Origin of the sequence: Legionella sainthelensi (assembly GCF_900637685.1) — a bacterium.
GTDB lineage: Bacteria > Pseudomonadota > Gammaproteobacteria > Legionellales > Legionellaceae > Legionella > Legionella sainthelensi.
In genome coordinates this window covers 329,524-356,320 of the sequence record NZ_LR134388.1, presented here as the reverse complement: position 1 = coordinate 356,320, position 26,797 = coordinate 329,524, and the positions used below count along the sequence as shown (strand labels likewise).

Here is a 26,797-nt window from a genome sequence, read left to right as displayed (position 1 = left end):
TTAATAAAAAAGGTGCAAAAAATGCCATATATGATATTATTTCAAGCAAAATCGTAACGTCCTGTTTTTAAGAAAAAAATGCAGCACTTTGCATTTAAAAATTAAACAATACATGTTTCGGAATTATCTGCAGACAAATAGGTATAACGACATCAACTGCAGAAAATCATGGAGTATCGGCTATAAGAATAATCATTAAGCCTCAAACCTAGAACTAGCAGTTGGCTCCTGGTGGCGAGTTAAAATTTCAGCAGGTTCAGTGCTTTTAGCTCGCACAATAGGACCCAGTCGCTATTTCCAAGTTAATCATTAACCTTTAAATTGGCGAGCCTATATGTCTAAAACTTACGTTTTTTATATTGACGGAATGACCTGCATCAATTGCAGCAACGGTATAAAACATTGCTTAAGAAATAAATTTGGCGACAAACTACAATACTTTCATGCAGCGATTACAACAGCTGATCCTAAAAAAACGATTGTAACCCTTGATAACGATGAAGATACACGTGCACATCAAATAATTTGGTCAGAATTAAAAGAAGAGATTGATGATATTGGATTTAGCTGTAGAGAATATGAATACACCCCTGAATCAACTGAAAAAATAACGAAGCAAAATGCGCCCCAAAAACAAGATCAACAAACATTTTCTTGGAACTCCCTCATTACAAAAATAAAAACGCTTTTAGCCTCACATTGGTTTCTTGGTGCCATAGGATGTATGGCAGGACTTGCTGTGCTTATTGCTTGCCTTGTTACAGGAGGCTCCCTTGCTGTTATGCTTCCAATAGCCATTTTCAGTACTTTAGCTACTTTGACATTAGGAGCAAATTCTTATTATCAAGCTTGGTCAAAATTAACTAAAACAGGTATCTTAACCATGGATAGTTTATTTGCCCTAAGTTCACTGTCCATTTTGGTTGTTTCCATTGCCTCATTGTTTGTCCCCTGGCTGCCCATGATGTTTGAAGCCGGACTACTCATCTATGGTTTTAGACACATAGGAATTGCCATAGAAGAAACAATCAAAGAAAAAATAAGCACCGTCCGCTTTCAAGATAGAGCACCTAAAATTGCAAGAAAACAAATTGCTCTTGATATTGAAGAAATCAACTTACAGCATATTCAAATCAATGATGTGCTTGTCATTCATCCCGGTGAAATTATTCCACTTGATGGTGTCTGTCTGAATGAAAGCATTGTTTACGATACAATTATTACAGGAGCAACCCTACCTCATTATTTTTCAGCTGAAAAAAAGGTTTTGGCAGGGATGCGTGTAGCAGAGAATACAAATCCGTTAAAAATCCGAGTTACTCATACGCATACAAACTCTTATCTAAAACGGCTTGATGATTCAATAGAGCAATCCGTATTAGAAAAAGCGCCCATTGAAATAAAGACAGAACAATTATTGGCTTACTTTATTCCTACAGTAATTGCATTAGCAGTTATCTCCGGAGTGATTATGGGGATTTTTTTTCCCGCTGCTGTAGCTATTCAATGTGCAATTTCTGTCTTAGTCAGTGCGTGTCCTTGTACTTTGGGTCTTATTACCCCCCTAGCAGTAAACACTGGCATGCATAAAGCGGCAGAAAATGGCGTGCAATTCAAAAGTGCAAAAACATTACAACAAACGGAACAAATCGATACTGTAATTTTTGACTTGAACGGCACGTTAACCACCGGGATCCCTAAAGTAAAAAATCTTTATTTATTGGATAACAGTAAATTATCAGAAGCAGAGTTTCTTTCCATTTGCGGATCTTTAGAAAAGAAATCAAGCCACCCCACAGGCAAAGCAATTTATTCTTTTGCTCATCAGGAAAGCAAACAAAAATTAGATGTAACGGAGCTTGATGAAACTTATCATTCTGGAGTAAGTGGAGTAGTGCAAGATAGCCACTATACTATTGGTAGCAAAGCGTTAATGTGCGAGAAAGGAATTTCAATACCGTCAGAGTTGAAACACCCACCGTTAGCAGCGGGAGATCAACTCGTTTATGTCGCTCGCAACCAAGAAATCATTGGGGTTATGGTGTTAACCGATCCTTTACGTAAAGATGCACATCATACCATTAATGCATTGAAGCACATGGGAAAAGAAATTCATTTATGCACCGGTGCTGATGAAGAAACTGCTTTTCGTTATGCAAAAGCTCTTGGTATAGAAAAAGTTTATGCCAACTGCATTGCAAGCTCTATGGAAAACAATCATAGATCAAAAACAGCCTATATTCAGGCTCTAAAAAAACAAGGGCGAAAAATCGCCATGATAGGCGATGCAGGAAATGATGCTGAAGCTATCGCAGCCTCTGATCTAGGCATTGCCATAGCCTCCGAGGGCAGTGATGAGTTAACCCAACAAGTAGCTGGCATCGTCATTCACAATGACACGTTACTACCTATTGCCTCAGCTTTTGCAATTTCACGACAAACCGTAGCTAATATCAATCAAAATTTAGCGATGAATTTGATTTATAATAGTGCTGCAATCCCTGCTGCAGCAATTTTTACTCTTAACCCCGTTGTCTGTGTCGCATTAATGATTACGCAAGCCTGTATTACCTTTATGAACGTTTATCGTTTCAAACAACAGCCGCTAGACCATTTGCAACAAAAAATAAAAGAAGATGCCCCAGAACTTTCATTCGAAGGATCTCATTCTAAAATGAATAAACATACGCCCAGACATAACAACGAATCAATTTGTATTCAAGAACCGTCTGCGTCCCAGAAACCATCAACGAGCAAATCCACAACCCATCCTTTTTGGAGCGGTTGTATGTCGAGCATCACCGCAAACAACACTTCCGATAACGTGGAAAAAAAACCTCAGCTGGTGGTATCTAATTAAATATCAATGCGTTTTTTATCATCTTAAGTAGTGAATCTGAGTTTATTGAATAAAAACAATATTCATAAACTCAGGTTCCAATTCAAACTGGAAATCCATGAAAAACTTCAGGGGTGTTGTCTCTACACTTTAGTGTTTTCAGAGTTGTCTAAAACCAAAGAAAGCTTTTCCAGAACCTCTGTAACAGAAATTAATTGCATAGGCTCATCACCATGCACATGTTGTCCCCATACCTTTTCGATACATTTGCTTCCTAAAATCTTTTCTGCTGCTTCAGGATAATGATTCACTACTAAATGTTGAAAAAGATACGGGCCGGAAATAAGAGGATTGGTTACAGCATGCAATGCGACAACAGGAGTATTCACTGCTGTAGCCATATGCGAAGGCCCTGTATCAGGACACAGGACAACTGTTGCTTTACTGATAAGCGCTAACAATTGTTTTGGCTTGGTTTTGCCCACAAGATTCATTGCAGGAATAACCTGGATAATTTGCTCTGCGAGACTTTTATCAAAATCACTGGGGCCACCGGTAATGACCACTTGCACATTCCAACGAGTTTTGGCTGTTTGTAAGACTTCGATATAACGCGCAACCGGCCAACTACGCTCTGGTTTACTCGCTGCAGGATTAATGACCAGAATGGGGCTCTCTTTGGGCAAATGATGTTCAGCCCATTGATAATCAGCAGGAGAAATAGGTAAATCCCAGCGAATCACACGTTCCTGTATCCCTAACGCTTGAGCAAATTTTAAAAACCCATCTAAAGTATGTTCCAATCCTGGCTGAATTCGTTCATTAACAAACAATCCATGGGCATCATTCGCTCTATGAGGATCATAGCCTATTTTACGTTTCGCTCGAATCAGTGGATAAAGTAAGTTTGTCCTAAGACTTGCTTGTGGTGCTAAAAGTACGTCAAAGCTACGACCTTTCATTTGCTTTTTAAAATACCAATAATCTTTAATACTTTTAGGCTTATCAATTAAAATGAACTCAATACCCTCCATCCCCTCCACTAAGTCAAAAGCAGGTTTGGAGATAATCCAAGTCAACTTGGTTTCTGGGAAACTAGCCTGTAAAGTTCTAATAAGAGGAACAGCCATTAGAACATCACCTAAGGCAGATAATCTTACAATACAAATCGAATTAATCATATAGGTGGTCAGTCTCTATCAGAGAACGGGCGTATCTAGCGGATTGTGATAAAGCGTTTCTGAGCAATGCCTTATGTTGGTTTTTAGAAAAATTCTCTCACAACCTACGTTCAACTCCAACCGTTCGAATATACATGGAACATAGAAGGCTAAACAACACAGCCATTAACTTAAGTGCCCCAGTCGATGTCCCGTAGCTTGTCCTCGAGATCTAATGGTGGTGAAGGATTTCTGAATCCCGCAAATAAATCGCGAGACTTGGGAGTAAAGAGAAATCCCTTGAGTCAATGGCAAGTGGGCCTAACCTATTATTTAATCATTCTGTAAAACAAATCGTGAACCACAATAAGGGCAAACTTCTACCCCTGTTTTTTCAATAGGTAAGTAAACCTTTGGATGCGCATTCCATAACACCATATCTTTTGTTGGGCAACTTAGTGGTAATTCATCACGATGTACTACATAATTCTTTTGAGTACTCGCGGGTATGGATTTAGTTTCTGACATAATGGTCCTTTAAAACGTTTTTTTAGAATTATCTAATATTTCCCTAATTTTCGCTAGAATCTGATCGTGAAAAGCTATATTTTGCGGATCGTAATATAATGCTTCTTCCCAATGCCTTAACCAGGTTAATTGACGCTTAGCTAATTGTCGTGTAGCAGCAATTCCTTTCTCACCCATTGTAGAATAATCATAAGCATCTTGCAGATATTCTAGAACTTGTCGATACCCTACACAACGCATCGCCGGCAAATTTATAGCTAATGGCCATTTTTGCTGTAACTGTACGACTTCTTCAATAAGCCCTGTCTCTAACATTTGCTTAAAACGTTGCGCAATCCGTTCATGTAACCAGGTTCGATTTTGGGGAAAAAGGATAAGATTGATAAAATGATGTACCTCTTTTTCTTTTTGCTGCTCAAAAAATGCAGATAAAGTTTTTCCGCTTAAATAGTATACCTCTAATGCGCGTTGAATTCGTTGCGTATCATTAGCGTGAACCCGTTTAGCCGTATCAGGATCAATGTGCATTAATTGTTGATGAAGTCTCTCCCAACCGTGCAAAGCAGCTTCATTTTCTAATTGCTCTCGTACAACAGGGCAGGCTTCCGGTAACACCGCCAAGCCTTTTTGCAGTGCATTAAAATACATCATAGTTCCCCCAACCAATAAAGGGATTTTACCCTTACGCGAGATCTCCTCACATAAAGATAACGCATCGCTGCAAAATTGAGCTGCGGAATAGGACTCTACTGGATCCTTAATATTAATTAAATGATGAGGAGCCAGCTCTAGCTCTTTAGAACTCGGTTTAGCAGTTCCAATATCCATTTCCCTATAAATCATTGCCGAATCGACACTAATAATTTCAAAAGGATAATGTGTTACTAACTCACAAGCTAAAGCAGTTTTCCCTGCCGCAGTAGGTCCCATTAAACAAAAAATCAAATTAGACATCTAATAAATTCCGACAATCTTCAACAGTTAGTGCTCTAAACAATCCAGCTTCTTTATTTTTCTCAGCATGTACCTTCAATAACAATTCATTTAACTCCATTTTCTCCTCGGAACTTAATAATCTAGGATCAAAAACTTGAGATTGAATCATGAGATCAGTCAACTTAGAAGAGTTTATTACCTCCAACCCGGTTAGGGCTTCTATAAATAAACGTAAATCCAAATAGGGCATACAAAGAGGAATACTCCGAATTAACACATCCTGATCACCCAAATGTTCCACATGTATTCCTAATTGATCTAAAGATTGAATTAAATCTGGCAGGTTTGAAACAATTTTGTAAGGAAAAGAACAACGAATTGGGACCAATAAAGGCCTACTTGCTAATGGGAAAGAAAATCCAGCCAGTTGTTGCCGTACTTTAAATTGCTGTAAAGCGGAAAGATTAACAACATAGGGCTGTTGATGGAGAAAGACCAAAATATAGTGGTTATTTAAAATAACCCACCTTTGCTCAACTGAGTTAACTTGCTCGCTTATTAGAGCGAGTTTGGGATAAGGCTCATAAATCTCTTTTGCTTGGTTGACTGCCATGTTTAAGTCACATACAGTTTCGTGATTTGTCTTTTTTTGGGTTTCTAATGCCGCAGCTAGTTGTGAGGTAAAAAAATCGAAAATTAGCCGGGGCTGCTGAAAACGCACTTCATGCTTGGTAGGATGTACATTCACATCAACTTCAGCATGATTTATTGTTAAATACAACACACATGCAGGAAAGCGACCAGGATGTAATAAGCCATCATAAGCCTGTTTTAATGCATGATGAATTAATTTATCTTTTACCATTCGTTCGTTGATATAAACCCATAAGCGATCACTTTGACTACGCTGAAATTTCATGCCACTTATCCAACCACGCAATTTCATTGAGCCGTGATCCACATCAAGATAAATTGCATCTTGAACAAACGCACTACCCAATATACGCGTCATTCGTGATAATAACGATTGTTCACTTATCACCGCTGGAAGATAGAATACCTGCTTGCCATTATGTTTTAGCGTTAACGCAATTTTAGGCGCGCTTAAAGCAAAACGTTTGACTACTGTTTCTATTGCCTGAAACTCGAGCTTTTCGCTTTTTAAAAAACGTTTTCGTACTGGTGCATTAAAGAATAAATCAACAACATCTACGGTTGTTCCTACTGCACGGGCACAAGGAGCACATGTTGTTTCTGTGCCGATTACTCGCAGCATCATCGCTGTTTCTTGCAGCGCAGGCTTAGAGCTGATGCTGACCTTAGCTATTGATGCAATACTGGCCAATGCTTCACCACGAAACCCCATGCTATCAATTGCATATAAATCATCAAGCGAATTAATTTTACTCGTAGCATGTGGCGCAATAGCCAAAGGCAAATCTTCAGCTACAATTCCTACACCATTATCGCTAATTTTAATTTGATTAAGGCCACCATAATTCACTTCAACAGTAATTGCCGTAGCCCCCGCATCAAAAGAGTTTTCGAGTAATTCTTTTACTACAGATGCGGGGCGCTCTATTACTTCTCCAGCAGCTATTTGATTTGCTATCAATGGTGGTAACTGTCGAATTCTCATGCCCATGCTGGAGGAATCACCAATTTCTGGCCTGGTCTAAGCCTACTAATGCCTCGCAAATTATTTGCTGATTGTAACGCCGCGACTGAGACACGATAACGAGCGGCTATCGCAGGCAAAGTTTCACCTGTTCTAACTAAATGAATCTTATTCGTTGCCATTGCTTCAATACGTGATCCATGTGGCGGATTCTCCCAGAAATATCCTTTAATCCCTTGAAAAATGGCTTGACTCAAACGAGCTTGATAAGCAGGGCTCGTGAGATTTCGCTCTTCAATAGGATTCGAAATAAATCCTGTTTCAACTAAAATTGAAGGGATATCGGGGGATTTTAAAACAACAAACCGAGCTTGTTCTACTTTTTGGTTGTGTAGAACAGTAAAATTACCCAATTGGTTTAAAACGCGTCCTCCCATTTGCAAACCGGCATTAATCGTAGCGGTTTGTGATAAATCAATTAATACAGAACGCACCACCCCATTCTGATCATCTAAATCACCTAAATTCACGCCACCTAATTCAGAATAGTTTTCCTTTTCAGCAAGCCAACGCGCAGCTTCACTCGTTGCTCCTCTTTGTGATAAAGCAAATACTGAAGCGCCATGAGAATGTGGATTATTAAATGCATCTGCGTGAATGGCAACAAAAATATCACCATTATGTCTTCGGGCTATATTCAAGCGTTGACGCAGGCCTACATAGTAATCTCCGGAACGCGTTAAAACGGCTCGCATACCAGGCTGCCTATCAATCAATTGCTTTAATTTTAAAGTAATTGCTAATACCACATCTTTCTCACGACTATTGTGCGGGCCACGAGCACCTGGGTCCTTACCACCATGACCTGCATCTAAAACCACAATTACATCACGCAATCGAGTAGGTTTATTACTGACCTTGATAGGTGCTTGATTTGCCAAGATGGGTTGTACTGGCGGTCGCGATGCGCTAACGTTTTGTTTTATAGGTTGTTGAAGCTGTTTTGTTGGCGTCTTTGGAATCATGGGCAAAACTTTTTTAGGAATATTCGCAGCAACCGGCGCGACAAAGCGACCGCTGTGTACTAAATCAACTCGTATTCCCCCATAAGTCCCATTAGGACGCCAGGGAGAGGAGCGTAGTAGTACTTTTTGATTTACTTCAAAAACTAATCGTAACGTTCTAGGCTCAGAATGTCCGCTACGCACTTTTCTCACTAAACCATTAATCAAACCCAATTGATTTAAATCCACGGCTAATTGAGTCTCTTTTAAATCCAATACTACTCGCTCGGGTTGACTTAATGAAAATAGCTTATGTGTAAAAGGTCCGGCGATTGTGAAATATAGGGATGTTTGGTTTCCTTGTTGTTTTAAAACAATCGCTTTAAGTTGAGCGCTCGATGTAACAATAGACCAAAGACATAATACAACAAAAATCCATAAGCGAACGATCATGTTTCTCCTGCCAGGCGAGCTAAAATTTTTTCACCAGCTGCGCTCAATGCTATTATTTGCACTTCACGTCCAGCCCCTTTCATGTTTAACTTAAAACGAATATCTATATAAGGCAATGCTGATCCAGCATTTTCTGCCCATTCAATACAGCAAATACTACCAGGTGTAAAATAATCTCGAAATCCTAAGTATTCTAATTCCTCTTCATGATGAATTCGATACAGATCAAAATGATGCACAAGCAGGTTATGACATGTATAACTTTCTACTAATGAAAAAGTAGGGCTTTTAATTGCAGATTGCACGCCCAAGCATTTTAACATGGCACGAATGATCGTGGTTTTTCCTGCACCCAGATCGCCACTAAAAGTCATGATTAAAGAAGGACAAAGACATGAAGCCAAACGAGATGCAAAACGTACGCTCGATTTTTCGTCTGGTAAATCCAGTATTAGCTCATTAGATTGATTTGTATTCATCATTCGGAATAGTTCAATACAGATGGGATAGCATCTAATAAATCACTAGCGAGTAACCCCGCTCCACCTAACTTTTCCCCTACACGATCTCCCGCAACTGCATGCACCCAAACACCATATTGTGCAGCTTGTGCCAGAGAAAAACCTTGGGCGCAAAAACCAGCAATAATACCACTCAACACATCACCCATACCCGCACTTGCCATCCCGGGATTTCCCCGTGGACAGACGAAAGTACTTTTTTCAGCTGTCTGGATCACTGTACCCGCACCTTTTAATATGACAACACCACCATAGTGTTGTTGAATTTTTTCTGCTGCTAGGTACCTATCCTTCTGAATCGAATCAGTAGAACAAGCTAGAAGGCTCGCAGCCTCTCCTGGATGAGGCGTTAAAATCCAATTATCGTCAGTTTGCGGATTGCTCGCTAATAATCTCAGTGCTGAGGCATCGATCACCATAGGTAATTGCGAAGTAATTGCTGTTAAAAACAGATCAATCGCCCAGTCACTTTCACCAAGCCCAGGCCCTATAACACAAACAGAAGCATTTGCTAAAAGTCGTTTTAAGTCTTTCGCTGTTTTAATACCGCTTACCATCGCTTCAGGAATTAAAGATAAAGCACTCGTTGCGTATTCAGGCCAAGTTGCCACAGTAACTGCTCCGGCGCCCGTTCTCAGTGTTGCTTTTGCAGCAAGACTAACAGCTCCAGGCATACCTGGTCCTCCTCCTATTATTAAAACATGACCATAAGTTCCTTTATGTGAGTTTTTTTTACGCTTAGCAAGAGGCAAAGATAGAGTAGTAGAATTTAACAAACGTGCCGCAGGGGCTAATTGATGCGTACAGGCCTCTAAACTTAATGAACAGCAATAAATATCTCCGCAATGATCCGGACCCTCTGCAGTATACATACCTAATTTTTGTGCGATGAATGTTAGAGTGGCATCAGCTTGAACACAAAATTTTCCACCTGCCCTGTATCGGCGTTAAGGCCTGATGGAATATCTAATGCAATCACCGGAAGACCGCTTGCATTGATCTGATGAATTGCGGATGCAATATTCCCATGCACGGGTCCTCTTAAACCTATTCCAAGCAGCGCATCAACAATTAACTCCGCCTCGCTATCTAAGGGTTCCTCTGCGGGTTGACAATCAACTCCTGCATTGATTGCCATCAAAGCTGCATGCTGAGCGGCAAGAGGCAAATCTGCCAAAGCCTTGCATTGATAGACAGTAACCATTAATCCATGTTCATGTGCTAATCGTGCAACAACATATCCATCACCAGCATTATTTCCCGAGCCGCAATACACAGCAAGATGTCGAATATGAGGATAAAGTTTTATTATATGCGAAAATGCCTCTTCACCAGCTCGAGACATAAGTGTATTTTCGTCCCATTGATACTGAGAAGTAGCCTGTTGTTCACAGGCTCTGATTTGCTCACAACGATAAAGAGCATTTTCTGACATGCTACTTCACTAATTTTAATGAAGGCTTACTTTTAGAAGATACTGAGCCTTCAGCATCTGAAGTTGACGAACCAGAAGATGCTGGAGGCGGTTCCTCTTCATCTTCAAGTGCAAAGGCGATACCTCTGCCATTTTCCTTGGCATAAATCTCCAATACGGCTCCTGGTGGAACAAAGATTTGCTCCGTTTTTCCTGAAAAGCGCGCGGTAAAAATTATCCGATCATTCTCCAACAATAAACCTCGAGTAGCTGCTGGAGAAATATTCAACACAATACGATCATGATTTACGTGCTCTCTTGGGACCTGTACACCTAAATATGCTGCATTTACCAGGATATAAGGCGTTAATTCGTTATCGACTATCCAATCGTAGGCAGCGCGAATTAAATAAGGTTTGTTTGATGTCATAGTCATATATTTATGCCGCTCGTAATTGTCGCTCAACATCAGTCAAACTTGTTTGAAACGACTCCCGTTTGAACAAGCGCTGCATGTAAGCAATTAGTCCTTTAAATTCTGGTGCAACATCTATCCCTAATCGAGGTAAGCGCCACAATAAGGGGGCTAATGCACAATCCAACAAAGAAAACTCATCACTGAGGAAATAAGGCTTATCTGCAAAAACTGGCTCAAGAGCTACTAAACTTTCAAACAAGTTCGTTCTTGCTTCGTCTACATTATTATTTCTTAAGATATTATTCATTAAATAATACCAATCATGCTCTATTCTGTGCATCATTTTTCGCGTTTCTGCACGAGCAACAGGGTAAACAGGTAATAATGGTGGATGAGGAAAACGCTCATCTAAATATTCCATAATAATACGTGGTTCATAAAGCACAAGCTCTCTATCAATTAATGTAGGAATTGTTCCATATGGATTAACTGATAAAAGATCAGCATTTGGTTCAGCCTGCTTGGCTGCAAGGATCTCTACATTAACCCCTTTTTCAGCCAACACGATACGAACTTGATGGCTGTAAACATCATCAGTATCAGAAAATAAAGACATTATAGTGCGCTTCGCAACAATTGCCATGAGCAACTCCTATCAATTCATAAAATATATACTAGTATGCTAAGAATAAGCAAAACCATTACTTTACCACATTTTTGCCTTTTTGGGCTACTTTATGCCGATTTTTCGCCAATAAACTATTTTTAAGCGCCAAATGACGAGAAATAAAATGACTAAAAACCCAATTACGAAAAATCCCATATGGTAACGTTCCGTTTGTGTAGGCTCACTTACATAGGTAAGGAAGGTCACCAAGTCTAATACACTCTCATCAAATTGTCCTGTTCGCATTTTATTGTGTAACGTATCTAGAATATTGGGCATCGCAACATCAGGAACAAGGGAATTATTCGTTCCAAAAGGTCTAGAATCATCGTTGTAAAAACTGATTAAATAATTGTAGAGCCATTCTGATCCTTTTGCTCTAGTAACTAATGATAAATCTGGGGGTACTATCCCAAACCATTGCTTTGCATCTTCAGGTGGCATAGCAATCTGAATTGGATCATTAATTTTTGCTTCTGTGAAAATAAGATTATTCTTTAAAAGACCTTCATCAATTTGCCCCGCAGAACGCATTAAGCCTAATCCTTTGGCCATGCGGTTATACCTTAAATATTTTAAAGAATGGCACCCGGAACAATAATTCATAAAAAGTTTAGCCCCTCTTTGTAAACGTTCCTTGTCTTGTATGTTGATTGAAAATGAAGTTGCATACACCTGATGCTGAGACCAGACTCCTATTATTAACAAGACTATAGAAAAAAGTGTCTGTGTACGCATCAGCACTCTCCTGAGCGAAGTGGCAATGGGTGAGTGAGCTCCATACGAGTATAAAAGGGCATAAAAATAAAATAAGCAAAATATAATAATGTAGCCAACCGAGCAACAAATAAACGTAAAGGAGTGACTGGAATCGTTCCCAAATAACCCAGTACGATAAAGGCAAGCACACCTAAAAAAAGCATTAGTTTGGACCATATCCCTTTATAACGCATGGAGCGTACTGGACTACAATCAAGCCAGGGCAAGAAAAATAATAATAAGAGTGCCCCCCCCATGCATATAATTCCAAGTAATTTATCGGGTATCGCACGTAAGATTGCATAAAAAGGAGACATATACCACATTGGAGCGATATGATCGGGAGTGACAAGCGGATTTGCAGGCACAAAATTATTATGCTCCAGGAAATATCCTCCCATTTCAGGAGCCCAAAATACTGCGGCAAAAAACAAAATAAGAAATGCAAGTACCGCGACTAAATCTTTAATAATGTAATACGGATGAAACGGAATTAAATCAAACTGCTTTTCTTCATCCAATTTATTTTTAAATTCAATTCCGTCTGGATTATTAGAGCCTACTTTATGTAAGGCAACAATATGTAAAAATACAAACAAAAACAGCAATAATGGTATAGCAATCACATGTAACGCAAAAAAACGCTGTAATGTTGCATTTCCCACTGCATAATCGCCTCTAAGCCAAACGACAAGGCTTTTACCTATATAAGGGATAGCGTCAACTAAGGAGGTAATGACTTCAGCCCCCCAATAAGACATCTGTCCCCAAGGTAAAAGGTAGCCAAAAAAGGCGCCAGCCAACAGTAAAACATATAAAAACATTCCCAAAAGCCAGACTAACTCTCTAGGTTTTTGATAAGAACCATAGAGCAAACCACGAAACATGTGTAAATAAATGACAATAAAAAACGCCGAAGCACCTGTTGAGTGCATATAACGTAATAACCAACCAAAGTTAACATCACGCATGATGTATTCAATCGAGGAAAATGCTTGCTCAACGCTAGGTGTGTAAAACATAGTAAGCCACAACCCAGTAATAAATTGATTTGCTAAAACTACGATCGCTAATGCGCCAAAAATATAAAAAAAATTCAAATTTTTAGGAACATAGTAAGCGCTGAAATACTTTCTCCAAGTACTTGCTAGAGGAAAACGTTCATCAATCCAATGAAAGAGTCTATTCATTTAATTAGTCTCTACCTTATTACAAATCATAAACAAATGATGCGGGCATAAAACATAAACGTGTATGGATTGATCTCCGCCTGTACGGGAATGACATACAACACCCCCCCTTAATTACATACCTCATGAACAGTTAATTACCTCAACTTAGAGAAAACTGCTCTCTTTTCTTCTGTAGCCCGAATTAGTGAAAGACATAATTCAGGAAGTGTGGCGCAAATTTCGTGATTACAACCGGATTTAATCCGAGCGGCACGTACTTAAGTCGATGCAATTATGTGAACAGTTATCATAAAAATTATGCTTTATCCTCACCAATTACAATAGTGTGTTTATCAATAAAATAATATGGAGGGACCTCTAAATTAATCGGTGCAGGAACATCTTTAAAGACTCTACCCGAAAGATCAAACGTAGAACCATGACAAGGACAAAAAAAACCACCTGGCCAGTTAGGCCCTAACTCAGTAAGATTTGGTTTGTATTTAGGTGAGCAACCTAAATGGGTACAAATTCCTATAAGCACTAGATATTCGGGATTAATAGAACGATATTCATTTTTTGCATAATGAGGTTGCTGAGGGGTCAATGAATGAGGGTCTCGGAGCAAAGAAGTGTTTTTAGTGATTTGTTGTAGCATTTCCGTAGTTCGCCTAATGATCCATACTGGCTTGCCACGCCATTCAACAACAGCTTGTTCTCCGGGTTCCAATTTGCTTAAATCGACCTGCACAGGGGCTCCGTCAGCTTGAGCTTTAGCACTAGGTAACCAAGAGGCAACAAAAGGAGTTAAGGCACATAGAGCCCCAATACCCCCTAATACACTGGTTGTTGCCACCAAAAACTGGCGTCGTTCAGTATCTACCACATCATTTTTATCCTGATTATGTTCAGGATCAGAGTTGTCATTCACCATATGCCGCCCGTTTTGTATCGCATCACCCGCTACACTCTATATCGTGACTGGGGTGTCCCGCTCCGTTAGTTTACGTGAACACTCTCCTTCTCCTCCCTTTACTTCCCTCTGTTCTGTTTCGAGCTGAGTCGATGTTGCCATATGTTTCACTAGATCTTGGATTAAAACAAAAAACCCCGCCAATGCGGGGTTTCTTTAACCAATAAACAATTAACGTTTTGAGTATTGAGTTGCACGACGAGCTTTGTGCAAACCGACTTTCTTTCTTTCAACGCGACGTGAATCACGCGTCAGTAAACCACGAGCACGAAGCTTTCTACGCACAGAATCTGGACTTGGCTCTGCATCTTCTGCCAATCCCTTTTCGTCATAAGAAACCAATGCTCTTGCAATTCCTAAACGTACAGCACCTGCCTGACCAGAGATTCCACCACCAGTTACTGTGATATAAATATCAAATTTATCGACAAGGTCAACAGTTTCCAGAGGCTGCATTACAACCATGCAAGAAGTTTCACGGCAGAAATACTCTTGTAAAGTACGACCGTTGACTTTGATGTCGCCTTTACCTGGGCGTAAAAACACGCGAGCTGTTGAACTTTTTCTACGACCAGTGCCGTAGTATTGCTTCACTTCAGCCATAATACTTATTCCTCAATATCAAGTTGTTTGGGTTGCTGTGCAGCATGTGGATGCTCATTGCCAACATATACTTTCAGCTTACGGTACATTTCTCTTCCCAAAGGATTCTTTGGTAGCATACCTTTAACAGCTAATTCGATAATCCTCACTGGATTTCTTGCTTGTAATTTCTCAAAACTATCTGATTTTATTCCACCTGGATATCCAGTGTGACGATAGTACATCTTATCTGTAAATTTACGACCAGTTACAATAACTTTTTCAGCATTTGTAACGATAATGTAATCGCCAGTATCAACATGGGGAGTATACTCAGCTTTATGCTTGCCACGTAAACGACGAGCAATTTCAGTTGCTAAGCGACCCAAAACTTTATCGCTGGCATCAACCACTAACCAGTCACGTTTGACTTCATGGCTTTTGGCACTAAATGTCTTCATTAAATGAACTCCGAACCGCCTAAATTGGTAATCTTCTATCATGGACGGGCGATTTTAACCAAAACAGAATCATCCTACAAGTATAAAGGACAAAAATTTATAAACAATTATTAAAATCCGTGTAAATAGGACAACTTTCACACCGGATCAATTAACAACTGGCGAACAATACTACCAGAAATTAAATGTTTTTCTATGATTTCATCAATATCAGCAAAAGATGAATAAGTATACCATACACCTTCGGGATAAATCACGATACAAGGACCCGAACTGCAGCGACCAAGACAGCCTGTTTTACTGATGCGAACTTTTCCTGGACCATGCATTTCCAGTTCTAAAAGCCGGGACTTTATATAATCAAAGTACTCTTCTCCGCCAGAGTTGGCGCAACATTGTTTGCCTACAGCCTTTTTGTTGGTACATAAAAAAATATGTTTCGAGTAATAGTTCAATGAATTATTTTCCTATAGATTCAATTTTGCTTTTTAGCTTCAAACCTGGCTTAAAAGTCACAACTCTTCTAGCCACTACGGGAATTTCCTCTCCAGTCTTTGGGTTCCTACCTGGCCTTTGTGGTTTATCTCTCAGTGTAAAATTACCAAATCCAGATAATTTTACATGATGTCCATGCTCAAGAGCATGTCGTAATTCTTCAAAAAAATTTTCGACCAGCTCTTTTGATGCCGGTTTGGACAGTTTCAATTCATCACACAAGGTCTCTGCCATTATAGCTTTGCTCAATGCATTCACGATTACTCCCTCAATATGATTGAAAATTTATTTTCTAACGTATTGATTATAGCATCAATTAAAGAATTAATCTCGGTATCAACCAAAGTACGACTTTCGTCTTGAATAGTTAGAGAAATAGCCAAGCTTTTCTTGCCTACGGGAACACCTTCCCCAGTATATACATCAAAGACATCAAAAGACTTTAGCCAATTTTCTTGTACAGTAGCTCTTACTACTGATTCGATTTGCATGACCTCGATTTCATTATCGACTAAAAATGATAAATCCCTGCGAATTTGAGGATATTTTGAAATCGGTTTATAACGTGGCGATTCGTGTCCTATTAAGGCCTCTAAGTTGATTTCAAAAAGAAGAACATCATGATTTAAATCTAAGGCATCGGCTAAGCGAGGATGTAAAGTTCCTATCCAGCCCGAAAAAACACCATTTATATTGATTTGAGCACACTGTCCAGGATGCAATGCTTCATGAACGCTGGCAACGAACTCTACTTGCTTCAGTTTTAATGAGGCGAATAAAGATTGCAGATCTCCTTTTAAGTCAAAAAAATCATACACTCGCGTTGCTTCACTCCAATTAACACTCCCTTGTTCTCCCATCAACAAACCTGCAACACAAGGACGCTCTTTTAGCTTCTCTTGCTGAACATCAAAAACCACTCCAATTTCAAAAAATTTAACCTCATTTTGTTGGCGATGTACGTTATAAATCAGTGATGCAATTAAACCAGGCCACATTCCAGCACGCATTTGCGATAACTCTGAAGAGATAGGATTCAGAAGTTGCATAAATTCTTTATGAGGATAAAGCTCATGTTGTAATTCGGGGTCAACAAAACTGTAACTGATCGTTTCATGGTATCCTTTACTTGCAAACCAGCGAGCAAGTATCGTTGCTATTTCTTCATTGCCACATGTTTTCCCTGCCTGCACCAATGTATATGTAGGTTCAGCATGTAAATTATCATATCCATAAAGACGAATTATTTCCTCAACCAAGTCTTCATCTCGCTGAATATCAAAACGATGAGAAGGAATACTCACCTCTAGAAAATTAATTTGCTCTCGTATCACCGTGATGCCTAAACCATCAAGAAAACGCTTTATTTCCGGTAAAGAAATATTGAGTCCGGTTAGCTTTTTTACTTTTTCCGTGTTGAAGGAAAAATGCACTTTGCTCGGCAAATGTTCTTGACTAGAGGCTTCAATAATGGGACCTGCTTCGCCACCAACAAGTTCTAAAATTAATGCGGTAGCTCTTTCTAGAGCTTTTATTTGCAGGTTAGGATCGACACCACGCTCAAAACGTTGCGATGAATCACTAAATAAACCAAATTTTCGAGCCACTCCTGCAATGACTGTGGGATTAAAAAAAGCACTTTCTAAAAATACATCAATGGTATGGGCCTGCACAGAGCTTGCTTCGCCACCCATGATACCCGCCATAGCCAAAGGCTTATCTTGATCTGCAATCACTAATACTTTTTCATTCAAAGTTAATTTTTGCCCGTCAAGCAACTCTAATTGTTCTTGCTGATTACTGTAGCGTACGTTTATTTCGCCGTTGATCGCACTCAAATCAAAAGCATGCATAGGTTGCCCCAATTCAAGCATGACATAATTCATTACATCCACAACAGGATGAACGCATCTAATGCCACTTCGTCGTAAACGTTCACTCATCCATAAAGGCGTGCTTGCTTGAGTATTTATCTTGCGAATCACACGACCACAATAACGTGAGCATGCTTCAGGACTGTTCAACTGTATGGGAAAGATATCATCAATACTGGGAGTAATCGTAGAAATCTCTTTTTCTAATAAGGGGAGTTTGTTCAATACAGCAACTTCACGTGCAACACCTAACACACTAAAACAATCTGCACGATTAGGCGTTAAATCAATATCTAATATATGGTCATCAAGAGTCAGATACTCACGCAAGTCCATTCCAACAGGCGCATCACTTTCTAACTCCATAATCCCATCAGATTGTTCCGCCATTCCCAATTCACTAACAGAGCAGAGCATTCCTTGTGAAAGCTCTCCACGTAACTTTGATTCTTTAATATTAAAACCACCGGGCAAGCGCGCCCCAACCGTGGCTAGAGCGACTTTTAGTCCGGCTCTTACATTCGAAGCACCACAAACGATTTGTAACGGTTTTCCTGTGCTGCCATTTACTTCGCATAAAGTCAATTTATCTGCATTAGGATGAGGCTTGGTGCTAAGAACTTCAGCAACGATTACTTGAGAAAACTCTCCGGCTACAGGACTTACAGCATCCACTTCCAAACCAGCCATAGTGAGTTGACTCGCCAATTCTTGTTCAGTTAATGAGAAATTAACCCATTCACGTAACCACAATTTACTTAATTTCATCTAAAGTCCTTACTGCATGATTGATTTTACTCGAGATATTTCAATTCGCCCCACGAATGCGCGGTGATCGAAGCATATGAACAATCCCTATGCCTCAAAATTGACTTAAAAAAGACAGGTCATTTTCAAACATCATACGCAAGTCATCTATTCCATAATACAGCATGGCTAATCGATCCATTCCCATACCAAATGCCCATCCCTGATATTCATCGGGTGAGATATTTACTGCTTTTAGAACATTAGGATGGACCATACCGCACCCTAAAACTTCTAACCATCCAGTAAATTTACAGGAACGACAACCTTCACCGCTGCATTGGGTACATTCAATATCAACCTCAGCTGAAGGTTCTGTAAAGGGAAAATACGATGGTCTAAACCTCAATGCTAATTGGCGACCAAAAAAATCAGCAAAAAAATCTTGCAGCAGACCTTTTAAACTCGCTAAAGTGGCATGTTTGTCTACCAGAAGCCCTTCAACCTGATGAAACATCGGCGTATGAGTCAGATCCGAGTCACAACGATAAACTCGTCCTGGGGCGATTAACCGAAACGGTGGCTTGCGTTGCTCCATTGTACGAATTTGTACTGGGGAAGTATGCGTCCGCAAGAGGCGACCGTCGCCAAAATAAAAAGTATCATGCATAGCACGGGCCGGATGATGCCCTGGAATATTGAGTGCCTCAAAATTATAAAATTCAGTTTCAATTTCGGGTCCATCAACAATATCAAATCCCATACGACTAAAAAATTCATTAATTCGATGCTTTACTTGGGTTACTGGATGTAAAGAACCATTCTCCTTCTTACGACCAGGAAGTGTTACATCAATCCGCTCATCTGACAATTTTTCTGCAAGTTGTTTTTGCTTCAGCTCAAGCATCTTCGTTTCAATCAAAGCGCTGATTTCACGTTTTACTTGATTCACTAGCTGACCTACCTTAGGTTTTTCTTCAGCAGATAAATGAGCAAGACTTTTTAAAATTTCAGTGAGCTTTCCTTTTTTGCCCAAAAAATCAACGCGAATTAACTCTAGTCCAGAGACATCCTGAGCATTTTTAATCGCTTCAGCAGCCTGTTCTTGTATGGTGATGATATCCTGCATAGTTGTACCCACAAGTAAAAAGGAGGCCTCAGCCTCCTCAAATAGTTCATTTTGCTAACAGTACCTTTATTTATGTATTGTTCTTGGATTATAGCGACCAAAAACAGAACACATTACAAAGGCTATTTTGCTAATGCAGTCTTAGCTTGTTCCGCAATTGCAGCAAAAGCTACTTTGTCATGAACGGCCAGATCAGCCAATACTTTTCTATCCAATTCAATTGATGCTTTTTTCAATCCATCAATTAAGCGGCTGTATGATAAACCGCATTCACGAGCTTGTGCATTAATACGGGTGATCCATAAGGCACGAAATTGACGTTTTTTCTGACGTCTATCTCGGTATGCGTATTGACCTGCTTTAATTACTGCTTGTTTGGCCATGCGATAGGTTCGACTACGAGCACCGTAATAACCTTTTGCTTGATCCATAACCTTCTTGTGACGCGCTTTGGCGATCACACCACGTTTAACTCTTGGCATTTTTCATTTCCCCCTTAACTACCGTGCAACATACGTTCAGCCAAACGTGCATCGCATGGCTTTAAAGTTCCAGCTTCGACACGTAAATGTCTTTTTTGCTTGGTAGACTTTTTAGTGAGGATATGATTTCTATAAGCACCGCGACGTTTAATCGCGCCACTTGCTGTTTTACGGAAACGTTTTGACGCTCCGCGATGTGACTTCAACTTCGGCATAACAATATACTCCGCATTTACTCAGCTTTTAGTTTTTTTGGGCGATAATACCATCAGTAGCTGTCTTCCTTCACGTTTTGCATGCTGTTCCACAATTGCAAACTCAGCTGTATCCTGCTGAATACGCTCTAGAATTTTCATGCCCAGCTCTTGATGAGCCATCTCACGACCACGAAAACGCAGTGTAATTTTGACTTTATCACCATGATTTAGGAAACGGATCAGGTTGCGTAGCTTGACCTGATAATCTCCATCTTCCGTTGTTGGACGGAATTTTAATTCTTTAACCTGAATTTGCTTCTGCTTCTTTCTAGCTTCAGCTTGTTTTTTACTCAGCTCAAAGAGAAACTTGCCATAATCCATAATACGGCATACAGGAGGTTTAGCTGTTGGAGAAATTTCCACCAAGTCCAATCCACCTTCTTCCGCTGCGCGCAGGGCTTCACGTGTGGAAACAATCCCAGCCTGATTACCATCGACATCAATTAAGCGTACCTCAGGTACATTGATCTGTTCATTAATTCGTGCGCGATCACTTTCACGCTTAGTTGGTGCACTAATGGTTTAACCCCCCCTGCTCATTAATTATTAATTGACCCTTTATGCATAATTTCTTGCATCAAGGTATCACAAATTGTATCTATTGTCATCACACCCAAGTCTGCACCCTCTCGTGTACGTACAGCAACTTGGCCTGATTCAACTTCTTTATCCCCTATTACTAATAGATAGGGGACTTTTTGTAATGTATGCTCGCGAATTTTAAAACCAATTTTCTCATTTCTCAAGTCAAAGTTGGCACGAATTCCTTTTTTTTGCAAAATTTGTGTTACTTTTTCAGCATACTCGCTCTGTTTCTCAGTAATTGTCATGATGACTGCTTGTACAGGCGACAACCACAAGGGTAATTTCCCTGCATAATGTTCGATCAAAATCCCCATAAAGCGTTCAAATGACCCTAAGATAGCACGATGCAACATGACTGGAGTTTGTTTGCTACCATCTTCGGCAATATAAATAGCATCCAAACGCCCTGGCATCGAAAAATCAACTTGTATCGTGCCACATTGCCAAATTCTACCTAAGCAATCAGATAGAGAGCATTCAATTTTGGGTCCATAAAAAGCCCCCTCACCTGGCGCATCGATCCACTCTATATTTCTGTCTTTCATCGCTTGTTTTAAGGCCGCTTCGGCTTTATCCCACACTTCATCACTGCCTACTCTTTTTTCGGGTCGTAATGCCAAGCGATATTTAATCTCAGTGAATCCAAAATCAGTATATACTGACTGAACAAGCTCTAACATCATAGCTACTTCAGATTGAATTTGGTCTTCCGTACAGAAGATATGAGCATCATCTTGAACCATATTACGAACTCGCATCAATCCATGCAAGGATCCTGATGGTTCGCATCTGTGGCAATTACCAAACTCTGAAAATCTTAGAGGTAAATCTCTATAACTTTTTAATCCTTGATTAAATACTTGAACGTGGCAAGGACAATTCATTGGCTTCACCGCATAGTGACGATTTTCTGTCTCAGTAACAAACATCTCATCTCTAAAATTTGCCCAATGTCCTGACTTTTCCCAAAGCACACGATCTACCAGCTGTGGTGTTCTAATTTCTTGATAACCGAAATCAGCTAAGCGATCACGCATATAACGCTCTAGTTCTTGATAAATAGTCCATCCTTTGGGATGCCAAAAAACCATTCCAGGGGCAATATCTTGAAAGTGAAACAACTCAAGACTTTTACCCAACTTGCGATGATCGCGTTTTTCAGCCTCTTCGAGGCGGAACAAATAATCCGCCAGTGCCTTTTTATCCGCCCAAGCAGTACCATAAATACGCTGTAACATTTCATTATTGGAGTCACCACGCCAATAAGCTCCAGCTAATTTAGTCAATTTGAACGCTTTTAAAAAACCCGTTGCAGGGACATGAGGACCACGACAGAGATCTTCAAAATCACCTTGTTTGTATAACGAGAGCACTTCATCTTTAGGAATATCAGCAATAATCTTCGCCTTGTATTCTTCACCAATGCTCTTAAAATACTGGATTGCTTCATCACGCGGTAATTCTCTACGCGTCACTGGGTGATTCGCTTTTGCCAACTCAACCATTTTAGCTTCAATTAATTCCAAATCCTCGGGAGTAAAGGCTCTTTGAAAAGCAAAATCATAATAAAAACCATCTTCAACCACTGGACCAATAGTTACTTGAGCTGAAGGAAAAATACTTTTAACAGCTTGTGCTAATAAATGAGCGGTAGAGTGACGAATAACCTCAAGACCTTCTTCTTGTTTTTCAGTAAGAATCACTAATGCACAATCATTTTTAATCAGATAAGAAGTATCAACTAATCGGTTATCAACACGGCCAGCCAAAGCGGCCTTAGCAAGCCCAGGACTTATACTATGAGCGACATCATATACAGTTAACGGCGCTTCAAACTGTTTTACACTCCCATCAGGCAATTTAATGTTTGGCATGATTTTATCCGTAAGCATCTAAAAAAAAACCCTGCATGGCAGGGCTTAAAACTTTTAATGGATTTAGCTTCAGGCATCACTTGGTAGAAGTGACAGCTTCTGAAATACTAATTCAGTTGCATGGTAGGCACGAGTGGGATCGAACCACCGACCACCACCATGTCAAGGTGGTGCTCTACCACTGAGCTACGTGCCTATAAACTGACCTGCATCGCTATTGTCAGGAAGTATATAATAAGGTTACGTTACAAAGCAAATGATTTCAATGATTTGTTCCTCGTTTTGCTCAAGAAACAATCAGCTCGCGTCTGTATAAAGGAACTTGCAGTAAAAACTCACTCACATTATGCTTCACAACGTCTTTAAAACATTTATTGTAAGCGAACACTTTTCTTTGGCGCTCCGTGCTCGTTCCCGAACTCATAATCGCTTGCAGTGTTGCAAAATAGGTTTGATAGTTAAGCTGCTCGATATACGGTTTTAATTTTTCGATCCACTCATTAATGTCTTCACGCATTAATTTGATTTTGCCCTCTGTGTTCATCACTAACTCCGCATCTAAACCATAGCGAATGGCTCTCCACTTGTTTTCCCGAGATAGCCAGTAAGGAGGATAGGCTACTGACTCAAGCCAGCTTCCATTATCAGCAAACCAATGAGCAAGAGTATGTATCAAAGCAACTAGAGCCAAAGTTTCTGCAAGTGTCGCGGTGCCATCACAGACACGAATTTCCAATGTTCCAAAATTTGGGCTTGGCCTTAGATCCCACCATAAATCTTTGAGCGACTTTATAGAGCCACATGATTTTAGTGTTTTATATAAATGCTCAAAATCTTGCCATGAGCGAACATGGTAAGGTTGGCCAGCTGTAGGAAGGGCTTCGTACGTAGTCGGACGACATGAAGCAAGCCCCGTATCTATTCCTTGCCAAAATGGTGAACTTGAAGAAAGAGCTAACAGATGGGGAAGAAAATACATAAAAAAATTATTAAACCGTATGCATTCTTCGCCACTCGACATCCCTAAATGGACATGTAGACCATAGACACTCATGCGGCGTGTAAGCCATTGATTACGATCAATTAAATCTAAATAACGAGCAGTTGGCGAAATCTCCCAATCCGCATATTTAGAAAATGGGTGAGAGCCTGTTGTTGAGAGTAATATTCCAAGTTTTTTTGATACGTGTTGAAGTTCAAATAATGTTGCATAAAGATCATCTTCAACTTCCTGAACAATCTCACATTTGTTCGTGTTTACTTCAATAGTGCTTAAGTAAAATTCTGGCTTAACTTTTTCAATATGAGACATCGCTGCAAGAATGTCTTCTGCTCTGGAACTCAGATTGTAAGTTTCTGCATCGATGAGCTGCAGTTCAATTTCTACGCCTAAAGTGAGGACGCCCCCACTATTAAAACAAATTTCTTCTTGATGGTCTGGTTGAGCAATATCTTCAGCTAATTTGGATAAGGATTCGTTGAGTTGACTTCGCATAATTAATCCTTCTTTATATTATTAGTGGATGCCATTGGCAAGTCACGCTCTTCGATATTTTTGAGGAGCTCTATATAGTTAGATTGAATAGTCAGGTACAATAGATAATTCCTTGAATATTCATATCTATTGATATAATTCGTATACAAATTATTTAAGGATACTAACGGTTAATATACTTTTTTTCAACCTTCAATCTTTGAAAGACCTCCATGAATAATATTTTAAAAGACCCTAATGAAAAAAAGAACAGCATGAGATGCAATCGGAACAACGCTCCAAAAGTATCATTCTTGCTTTACGTAAGATCATGCAACAAATGGATTTTCATTCCAGAAGGTTAAATAAATGCTATGGTTTAACCGTACCGCAAATTGTATGCCTGTATGAAATTTATGAAAATGGAATAATGACCATCTCCACTCTTTCTAAAAGAGTATATTTGTCAATGAGCACTTTAGTAGGAGTAATCGATCGATTGGAGGAAAAGGAATTTGTCCTTCGCACGCGAGATATTAAAGATCGCCGCATTATCTATATTGATATAACTGTAAAAGGCAGAGAATTTGTAGGAGCAGCCCCATACCTTCTCCACAATAGATTAAATGAAAACCTGCAAGCTTTAGACGAAAATGAGCAGATAACTCTTGCTAACTCCATTAATTTACTAGTGAGCTTATTAAAAGATATATAATAAAAAATTTATTCCCTCTACTCCAATGAATCTCTTTCTTTAAATCGATATATTTGAACCATATCATTTTAAACTCCCTCACCACCACCCATTTCAGAGAAAGGCCCGAGTGAAGGAACTCACTCAGGCACTTAGTGCAAGGTTAAGTGCTATGTTTCTACCACTTTCTCTTTTATTTGGACTTTATATGTGCACTTGTTCCATCATGCGTCACATATTTTCTTTGGACAGTGTGGAAACCATTTCATAGGTTTCAGGCGCACATTATAGTGATTTAGCCATCTTTGTCAACTTTTAATTTCTAAAAGAAATCAAAAGTTTCCAAATATTCTTTTTGTTTGCGAATAAATTTCATTTTGTTATACTATTGCTATTCTAAATTTATGGCCCCGCAAACCTATGGAAAAAAACCACCTAGCGAAACAATTCGCTGATCGTTTACGTGATGCCATGATTACAGCTGGGTACAACTCCCAACGATCTACCTCTGGAGTATGTATCCATAAACTTTCTGAAATTACAGGTTATTCACTACAAATATGTCGTAAGTATCTTCGTGGAGAAGCCATTCCTGAACCGATAAAACTAATAGACATTGCCGCAAAACTTCAAGTTTCTCCTGGTTGGTTATTATTTGGTGATCCTCTTCATGATCAAGAGATCTCGCAAGATAAAATTTCTATTAACAAAACTTTGCTTCACTATATCATCGCAAAATCATCGTATCTCTATAACAGTTCTTTATCAGAACCTGAAATATCTCGTTTTTTACTGGAACTAATTAATGATGTCAGCCTAATTAATGCCGATGAAAATCAATCTAAAAAAATTATTGATTTAGCGTTAGCCTCGGTAAAACATTTTTCTAAGCTTTAATATTTCTCCATTTGGCCCAATAGTGCTATTATTGCATTTTAAAAAAACACTAAATTCAAATGTTACTTCATTATTTATTTATCATAGGTATTTGCGTTGAAGCAATTACGGGAGCATTAGCTGCAGGACGAAAAAAAATGGATTTTTTTGGCGTTATGCTTATTGCAAGTATTGCTGCATTGGGCGGCGGAACGGTACGAGATACACTATTTAACACCTACCCCTTAACTTGGGTTATCCATCCTGAGTACCTCATATATACCTCTTTATGTGCTTTTCTAACTATATTTATTGCCCATTCCCTAATTCGGATTATTAAAATCTTTTTAATACTTGATGCATTAGGCTTATCTACTTTTGTCATTATTGGCACTCAAAAAGCGCTTCATCACGGGTTATCACCCAGTATTGCCATTATTAGTGGCATGATAACAGGGATCTGTGGGGGGATGTTACGCGATATTTTATGTAATGATATTCCCTTAGTATTGAGAAAAGAGCTTTATGCAGTAATTGCACTCGCTGGCGCATTACTTTTTATCACGCTTGAATATTTTAATATCCCGGAAAATATTAATGTAATTATCACATTTGCCAGTATTTTTACCGCGCGCCTATTAGCGATTTTCTTTCATATTGAAATACCTGTTTTCGATTATTCAGAGAGCATCAAAAAGCGCAAACGAAAATCATGATTTGGTAGCAAAGTAAATTTCAGGCCTCGGTCTTACGGACCGTCACCTAGGTTTTGTTGGCACAATTACGAATAGCTCATGAAGATTAC

Annotated in this window: 26 protein-coding genes, 1 tRNA gene and 1 pseudogene; 4 read left to right on the top strand and 24 right to left on the bottom strand. The window is 39.4% G+C overall.

The window, feature by feature from the left end:
• The first annotated feature begins 334 nt into the window (after positions 1 to 334).
• On the top strand, positions 335 to 2,860 hold the full coding sequence (locus EL220_RS01545; RefSeq protein WP_027270894.1) for a heavy metal translocating P-type ATPase: 2,526 nt from the start codon (positions 335 to 337) through the stop codon (positions 2,858 to 2,860).
• Positions 2,861 to 2,982: 122 nt separating this feature from the next.
• Here EL220_RS01545 and EL220_RS01540 read toward each other — a convergent pair whose 3' ends face one another.
• The 24 genes and pseudogenes from EL220_RS01540 to EL220_RS01425 form a co-directional block, all read right to left on the bottom strand.
• The gene (locus EL220_RS01540; protein WP_027270893.1) at positions 2,983 to 4,020 is read right to left on the bottom strand and encodes a glycosyltransferase family 9 protein; all 1,038 of its coding nucleotides are present in this window, start codon (positions 4,018 to 4,020) and stop codon (positions 2,983 to 2,985) included.
• Positions 4,021 to 4,332: 312 nt separating this feature from the next.
• Entirely contained in the window at positions 4,333 to 4,527 is a 195-nt protein-coding gene (locus tag EL220_RS01535; protein WP_027270892.1) for a zinc-finger domain-containing protein, read from the bottom strand.
• 9 nt (positions 4,528 to 4,536) lie between these two features.
• Positions 4,537 to 5,481: a tRNA (adenosine(37)-N6)-dimethylallyltransferase MiaA gene (gene miaA / locus EL220_RS01530; protein WP_027270891.1), complete on the bottom strand. Its 945-nt coding sequence runs from the start codon at positions 5,479 to 5,481 to the stop codon at positions 4,537 to 4,539.
• Entirely contained in the window at positions 5,474 to 7,108 is a 1,635-nt protein-coding gene (gene mutL / locus EL220_RS01525; protein ID WP_027270890.1) for a DNA mismatch repair endonuclease MutL, read from the bottom strand. The genes miaA and mutL overlap by 8 nt, the downstream gene beginning before the upstream one ends.
• Complete coding sequence (locus EL220_RS01520; protein ID WP_027270889.1) at positions 7,099 to 8,538, bottom strand: N-acetylmuramoyl-L-alanine amidase family protein; 1,440 nt, start codon at positions 8,536 to 8,538, stop codon at positions 7,099 to 7,101. The genes mutL and EL220_RS01520 overlap by 10 nt, the downstream gene beginning before the upstream one ends.
• Positions 8,535 to 9,020 (bottom strand): tRNA (adenosine(37)-N6)-threonylcarbamoyltransferase complex ATPase subunit type 1 TsaE, encoded by a 486-nt coding sequence (tsaE, locus tag EL220_RS01515; RefSeq protein WP_027270888.1) that lies wholly within the window; start codon positions 9,018 to 9,020, stop codon positions 8,535 to 8,537. Before tsaE ends, EL220_RS01520 begins: the two co-directional genes overlap by 4 nt.
• A pseudogene (locus tag EL220_RS01510) lies at positions 9,017 to 10,494 on the bottom strand (NAD(P)H-hydrate dehydratase). Before EL220_RS01510 ends, tsaE begins: the two are co-directional and overlap by 4 nt.
• A 1-nt stretch (position 10,495) precedes the next feature.
• Complete coding sequence (locus EL220_RS01505) at positions 10,496 to 10,909, bottom strand: ClpXP protease specificity-enhancing factor (RefSeq protein ID WP_027270886.1); 414 nt, start codon at positions 10,907 to 10,909, stop codon at positions 10,496 to 10,498.
• Positions 10,910 to 10,913: 4 nt separating this feature from the next.
• Positions 10,914 to 11,534, bottom strand: a complete 621-nt coding sequence (locus EL220_RS01500; RefSeq protein ID WP_027270885.1) for a glutathione S-transferase N-terminal domain-containing protein — start codon at positions 11,532 to 11,534, stop codon at positions 10,914 to 10,916.
• Positions 11,535 to 11,621: 87 nt separating this feature from the next.
• Positions 11,622 to 12,296, bottom strand: a complete 675-nt coding sequence (locus tag EL220_RS01495; RefSeq protein WP_027270884.1) for a cytochrome c1 — start codon at positions 12,294 to 12,296, stop codon at positions 11,622 to 11,624.
• A complete protein-coding gene (locus EL220_RS01490; protein WP_027270883.1) occupies positions 12,296 to 13,507 on the bottom strand; it encodes a cytochrome b in 1,212 nt (403 codons plus the stop codon). The genes EL220_RS01495 and EL220_RS01490 overlap by 1 nt, the downstream gene beginning before the upstream one ends.
• A 298-nt stretch (positions 13,508 to 13,805) precedes the next feature.
• Positions 13,806 to 14,423, bottom strand: a complete 618-nt coding sequence (petA, locus tag EL220_RS01485; protein WP_027270882.1) for a ubiquinol-cytochrome c reductase iron-sulfur subunit — start codon at positions 14,421 to 14,423, stop codon at positions 13,806 to 13,808.
• 210 nt (positions 14,424 to 14,633) lie between these two features.
• Complete coding sequence (gene rpsI, locus EL220_RS01480) at positions 14,634 to 15,065, bottom strand: 30S ribosomal protein S9 (protein ID WP_027270881.1); 432 nt, start codon at positions 15,063 to 15,065, stop codon at positions 14,634 to 14,636.
• Between the two features lie 5 nt (positions 15,066 to 15,070).
• Positions 15,071 to 15,505 (bottom strand): 50S ribosomal protein L13, encoded by a 435-nt coding sequence (rplM, locus tag EL220_RS01475; RefSeq protein WP_027270880.1) that lies wholly within the window; start codon positions 15,503 to 15,505, stop codon positions 15,071 to 15,073.
• 137 nt (positions 15,506 to 15,642) lie between these two features.
• Positions 15,643 to 15,960, bottom strand: coding sequence for a (2Fe-2S) ferredoxin domain-containing protein (locus tag EL220_RS01470; RefSeq protein ID WP_027270879.1), 318 nt, complete (start codon positions 15,958 to 15,960; stop codon positions 15,643 to 15,645).
• A 4-nt stretch (positions 15,961 to 15,964) separates the two neighbouring features.
• The gene (locus EL220_RS01465; RefSeq protein ID WP_027270878.1) at positions 15,965 to 16,258 is read right to left on the bottom strand and encodes an integration host factor subunit alpha; all 294 of its coding nucleotides are present in this window, start codon (positions 16,256 to 16,258) and stop codon (positions 15,965 to 15,967) included.
• Positions 16,259 to 16,260: 2 nt separating this feature from the next.
• On the bottom strand, positions 16,261 to 18,642 hold the full coding sequence (gene pheT / locus EL220_RS01460) for a phenylalanine--tRNA ligase subunit beta (RefSeq protein WP_027270877.1): 2,382 nt from the start codon (positions 18,640 to 18,642) through the stop codon (positions 16,261 to 16,263).
• A gap of 94 nt (positions 18,643 to 18,736) precedes the next feature.
• Entirely contained in the window at positions 18,737 to 19,750 is a 1,014-nt protein-coding gene (gene pheS / locus EL220_RS01455; RefSeq protein ID WP_027270876.1) for a phenylalanine--tRNA ligase subunit alpha, read from the bottom strand.
• A gap of 122 nt (positions 19,751 to 19,872) precedes the next feature.
• Positions 19,873 to 20,232 carry a 50S ribosomal protein L20 gene (gene rplT, locus EL220_RS01450; RefSeq protein ID WP_027270875.1) on the bottom strand — a complete coding sequence of 120 codons (360 nt, stop codon included), beginning with the start codon at positions 20,230 to 20,232 and terminating at the stop codon, positions 19,873 to 19,875.
• A gap of 14 nt (positions 20,233 to 20,246) precedes the next feature.
• Positions 20,247 to 20,447 (bottom strand): 50S ribosomal protein L35, encoded by a 201-nt coding sequence (gene rpmI, locus EL220_RS01445; protein WP_027270874.1) that lies wholly within the window; start codon positions 20,445 to 20,447, stop codon positions 20,247 to 20,249.
• Between the two features lie 21 nt (positions 20,448 to 20,468).
• Positions 20,469 to 21,008: a translation initiation factor IF-3 gene (infC, locus tag EL220_RS01440; protein WP_035904588.1), complete on the bottom strand. Its 540-nt coding sequence runs from the start codon at positions 21,006 to 21,008 to the stop codon at positions 20,469 to 20,471.
• A gap of 20 nt (positions 21,009 to 21,028) precedes the next feature.
• Positions 21,029 to 22,948, bottom strand: coding sequence for a threonine--tRNA ligase (thrS, locus tag EL220_RS01435; protein WP_027270873.1), 1,920 nt, complete (start codon positions 22,946 to 22,948; stop codon positions 21,029 to 21,031).
• A 121-nt stretch (positions 22,949 to 23,069) separates the two neighbouring features.
• Positions 23,070 to 23,144, bottom strand: a tRNA-Val gene (locus EL220_RS01430).
• A gap of 90 nt (positions 23,145 to 23,234) precedes the next feature.
• Positions 23,235 to 24,443, bottom strand: a complete 1,209-nt coding sequence (locus EL220_RS01425; RefSeq protein ID WP_027270872.1) for a carboxylate-amine ligase — start codon at positions 24,441 to 24,443, stop codon at positions 23,235 to 23,237.
• A 259-nt stretch (positions 24,444 to 24,702) separates the two neighbouring features.
• Between EL220_RS01425 and EL220_RS01420 the strand changes: the two genes are divergently transcribed.
• The 3 genes from EL220_RS01420 (at position 24,703) to EL220_RS01410 (ending at position 26,708) form a co-directional block, all read left to right on the top strand.
• Positions 24,703 to 25,137: a MarR family winged helix-turn-helix transcriptional regulator gene (locus EL220_RS01420; protein ID WP_128130803.1), complete on the top strand. Its 435-nt coding sequence runs from the start codon at positions 24,703 to 24,705 to the stop codon at positions 25,135 to 25,137.
• A gap of 399 nt (positions 25,138 to 25,536) precedes the next feature.
• Positions 25,537 to 26,013, top strand: coding sequence for a helix-turn-helix domain-containing protein (locus EL220_RS01415; RefSeq protein ID WP_027270870.1), 477 nt, complete (start codon positions 25,537 to 25,539; stop codon positions 26,011 to 26,013).
• 59 nt (positions 26,014 to 26,072) lie between these two features.
• Entirely contained in the window at positions 26,073 to 26,708 is a 636-nt protein-coding gene (locus EL220_RS01410; RefSeq protein ID WP_027270869.1) for a trimeric intracellular cation channel family protein, read from the top strand.
• Positions 26,709 to 26,797 lie beyond the last annotated feature (89 nt).

Bases quoted from the DNA above. Each gene is read 5' to 3' on its own strand.
- EL220_RS01545 (WP_027270894.1), top strand. From the start codon at position 335: ATGTCTAAAACTTACGTTTTTTATATTGACGGAATGACCTGCATCAAT.
- EL220_RS01540 (WP_027270893.1), bottom strand. From the start codon at position 4,020: ATGATTAATTCGATTTGTATTGTAAGATTATCTGCCTTAGGTGATGTT.
- EL220_RS01535 (WP_027270892.1), bottom strand. From the start codon at position 4,527: ATGTCAGAAACTAAATCCATACCCGCGAGTACTCAAAAGAATTATGTA.
- miaA (WP_027270891.1), bottom strand. From the start codon at position 5,481: ATGTCTAATTTGATTTTTTGTTTAATGGGACCTACTGCGGCAGGGAAA.
- mutL (WP_027270890.1), bottom strand. From the start codon at position 7,108: ATGGGCATGAGAATTCGACAGTTACCACCATTGATAGCAAATCAAATA.
- EL220_RS01520 (WP_027270889.1), bottom strand. From the start codon at position 8,538: ATGATCGTTCGCTTATGGATTTTTGTTGTATTATGTCTTTGGTCTATT.
- tsaE (WP_027270888.1), bottom strand. From the start codon at position 9,020: ATGATGAATACAAATCAATCTAATGAGCTAATACTGGATTTACCAGAC.
- EL220_RS01505 (WP_027270886.1), bottom strand. From the start codon at position 10,909: ATGACTATGACATCAAACAAACCTTATTTAATTCGCGCTGCCTACGAT.
- EL220_RS01500 (WP_027270885.1), bottom strand. From the start codon at position 11,534: ATGGCAATTGTTGCGAAGCGCACTATAATGTCTTTATTTTCTGATACT.
- EL220_RS01495 (WP_027270884.1), bottom strand. From the start codon at position 12,296: ATGCGTACACAGACACTTTTTTCTATAGTCTTGTTAATAATAGGAGTC.
- EL220_RS01490 (WP_027270883.1), bottom strand. From the start codon at position 13,507: ATGAATAGACTCTTTCATTGGATTGATGAACGTTTTCCTCTAGCAAGT.
- petA (WP_027270882.1), bottom strand. From the start codon at position 14,423: ATGGTGAATGACAACTCTGATCCTGAACATAATCAGGATAAAAATGAT.
- rpsI (WP_027270881.1), bottom strand. From the start codon at position 15,065: ATGGCTGAAGTGAAGCAATACTACGGCACTGGTCGTAGAAAAAGTTCA.
- rplM (WP_027270880.1), bottom strand. From the start codon at position 15,505: ATGAAGACATTTAGTGCCAAAAGCCATGAAGTCAAACGTGACTGGTTA.
- pheT (WP_027270877.1), bottom strand. From the start codon at position 18,642: ATGAAATTAAGTAAATTGTGGTTACGTGAATGGGTTAATTTCTCATTA.
- pheS (WP_027270876.1), bottom strand. From the start codon at position 19,750: ATGCAGGATATCATCACCATACAAGAACAGGCTGCTGAAGCGATTAAA.
- rplT (WP_027270875.1), bottom strand. From the start codon at position 20,232: ATGCCAAGAGTTAAACGTGGTGTGATCGCCAAAGCGCGTCACAAGAAG.
- rpmI (WP_027270874.1), bottom strand. From the start codon at position 20,447: ATGCCGAAGTTGAAGTCACATCGCGGAGCGTCAAAACGTTTCCGTAAA.
- thrS (WP_027270873.1), bottom strand. From the start codon at position 22,948: ATGCCAAACATTAAATTGCCTGATGGGAGTGTAAAACAGTTTGAAGCG.
- EL220_RS01425 (WP_027270872.1), bottom strand. From the start codon at position 24,443: ATGCGAAGTCAACTCAACGAATCCTTATCCAAATTAGCTGAAGATATT.
- EL220_RS01420 (WP_128130803.1), top strand. From the start codon at position 24,703: ATGCAATCGGAACAACGCTCCAAAAGTATCATTCTTGCTTTACGTAAG.
- EL220_RS01415 (WP_027270870.1), top strand. From the start codon at position 25,537: ATGGAAAAAAACCACCTAGCGAAACAATTCGCTGATCGTTTACGTGAT.
- EL220_RS01410 (WP_027270869.1), top strand. From the start codon at position 26,073: ATGTTACTTCATTATTTATTTATCATAGGTATTTGCGTTGAAGCAATT.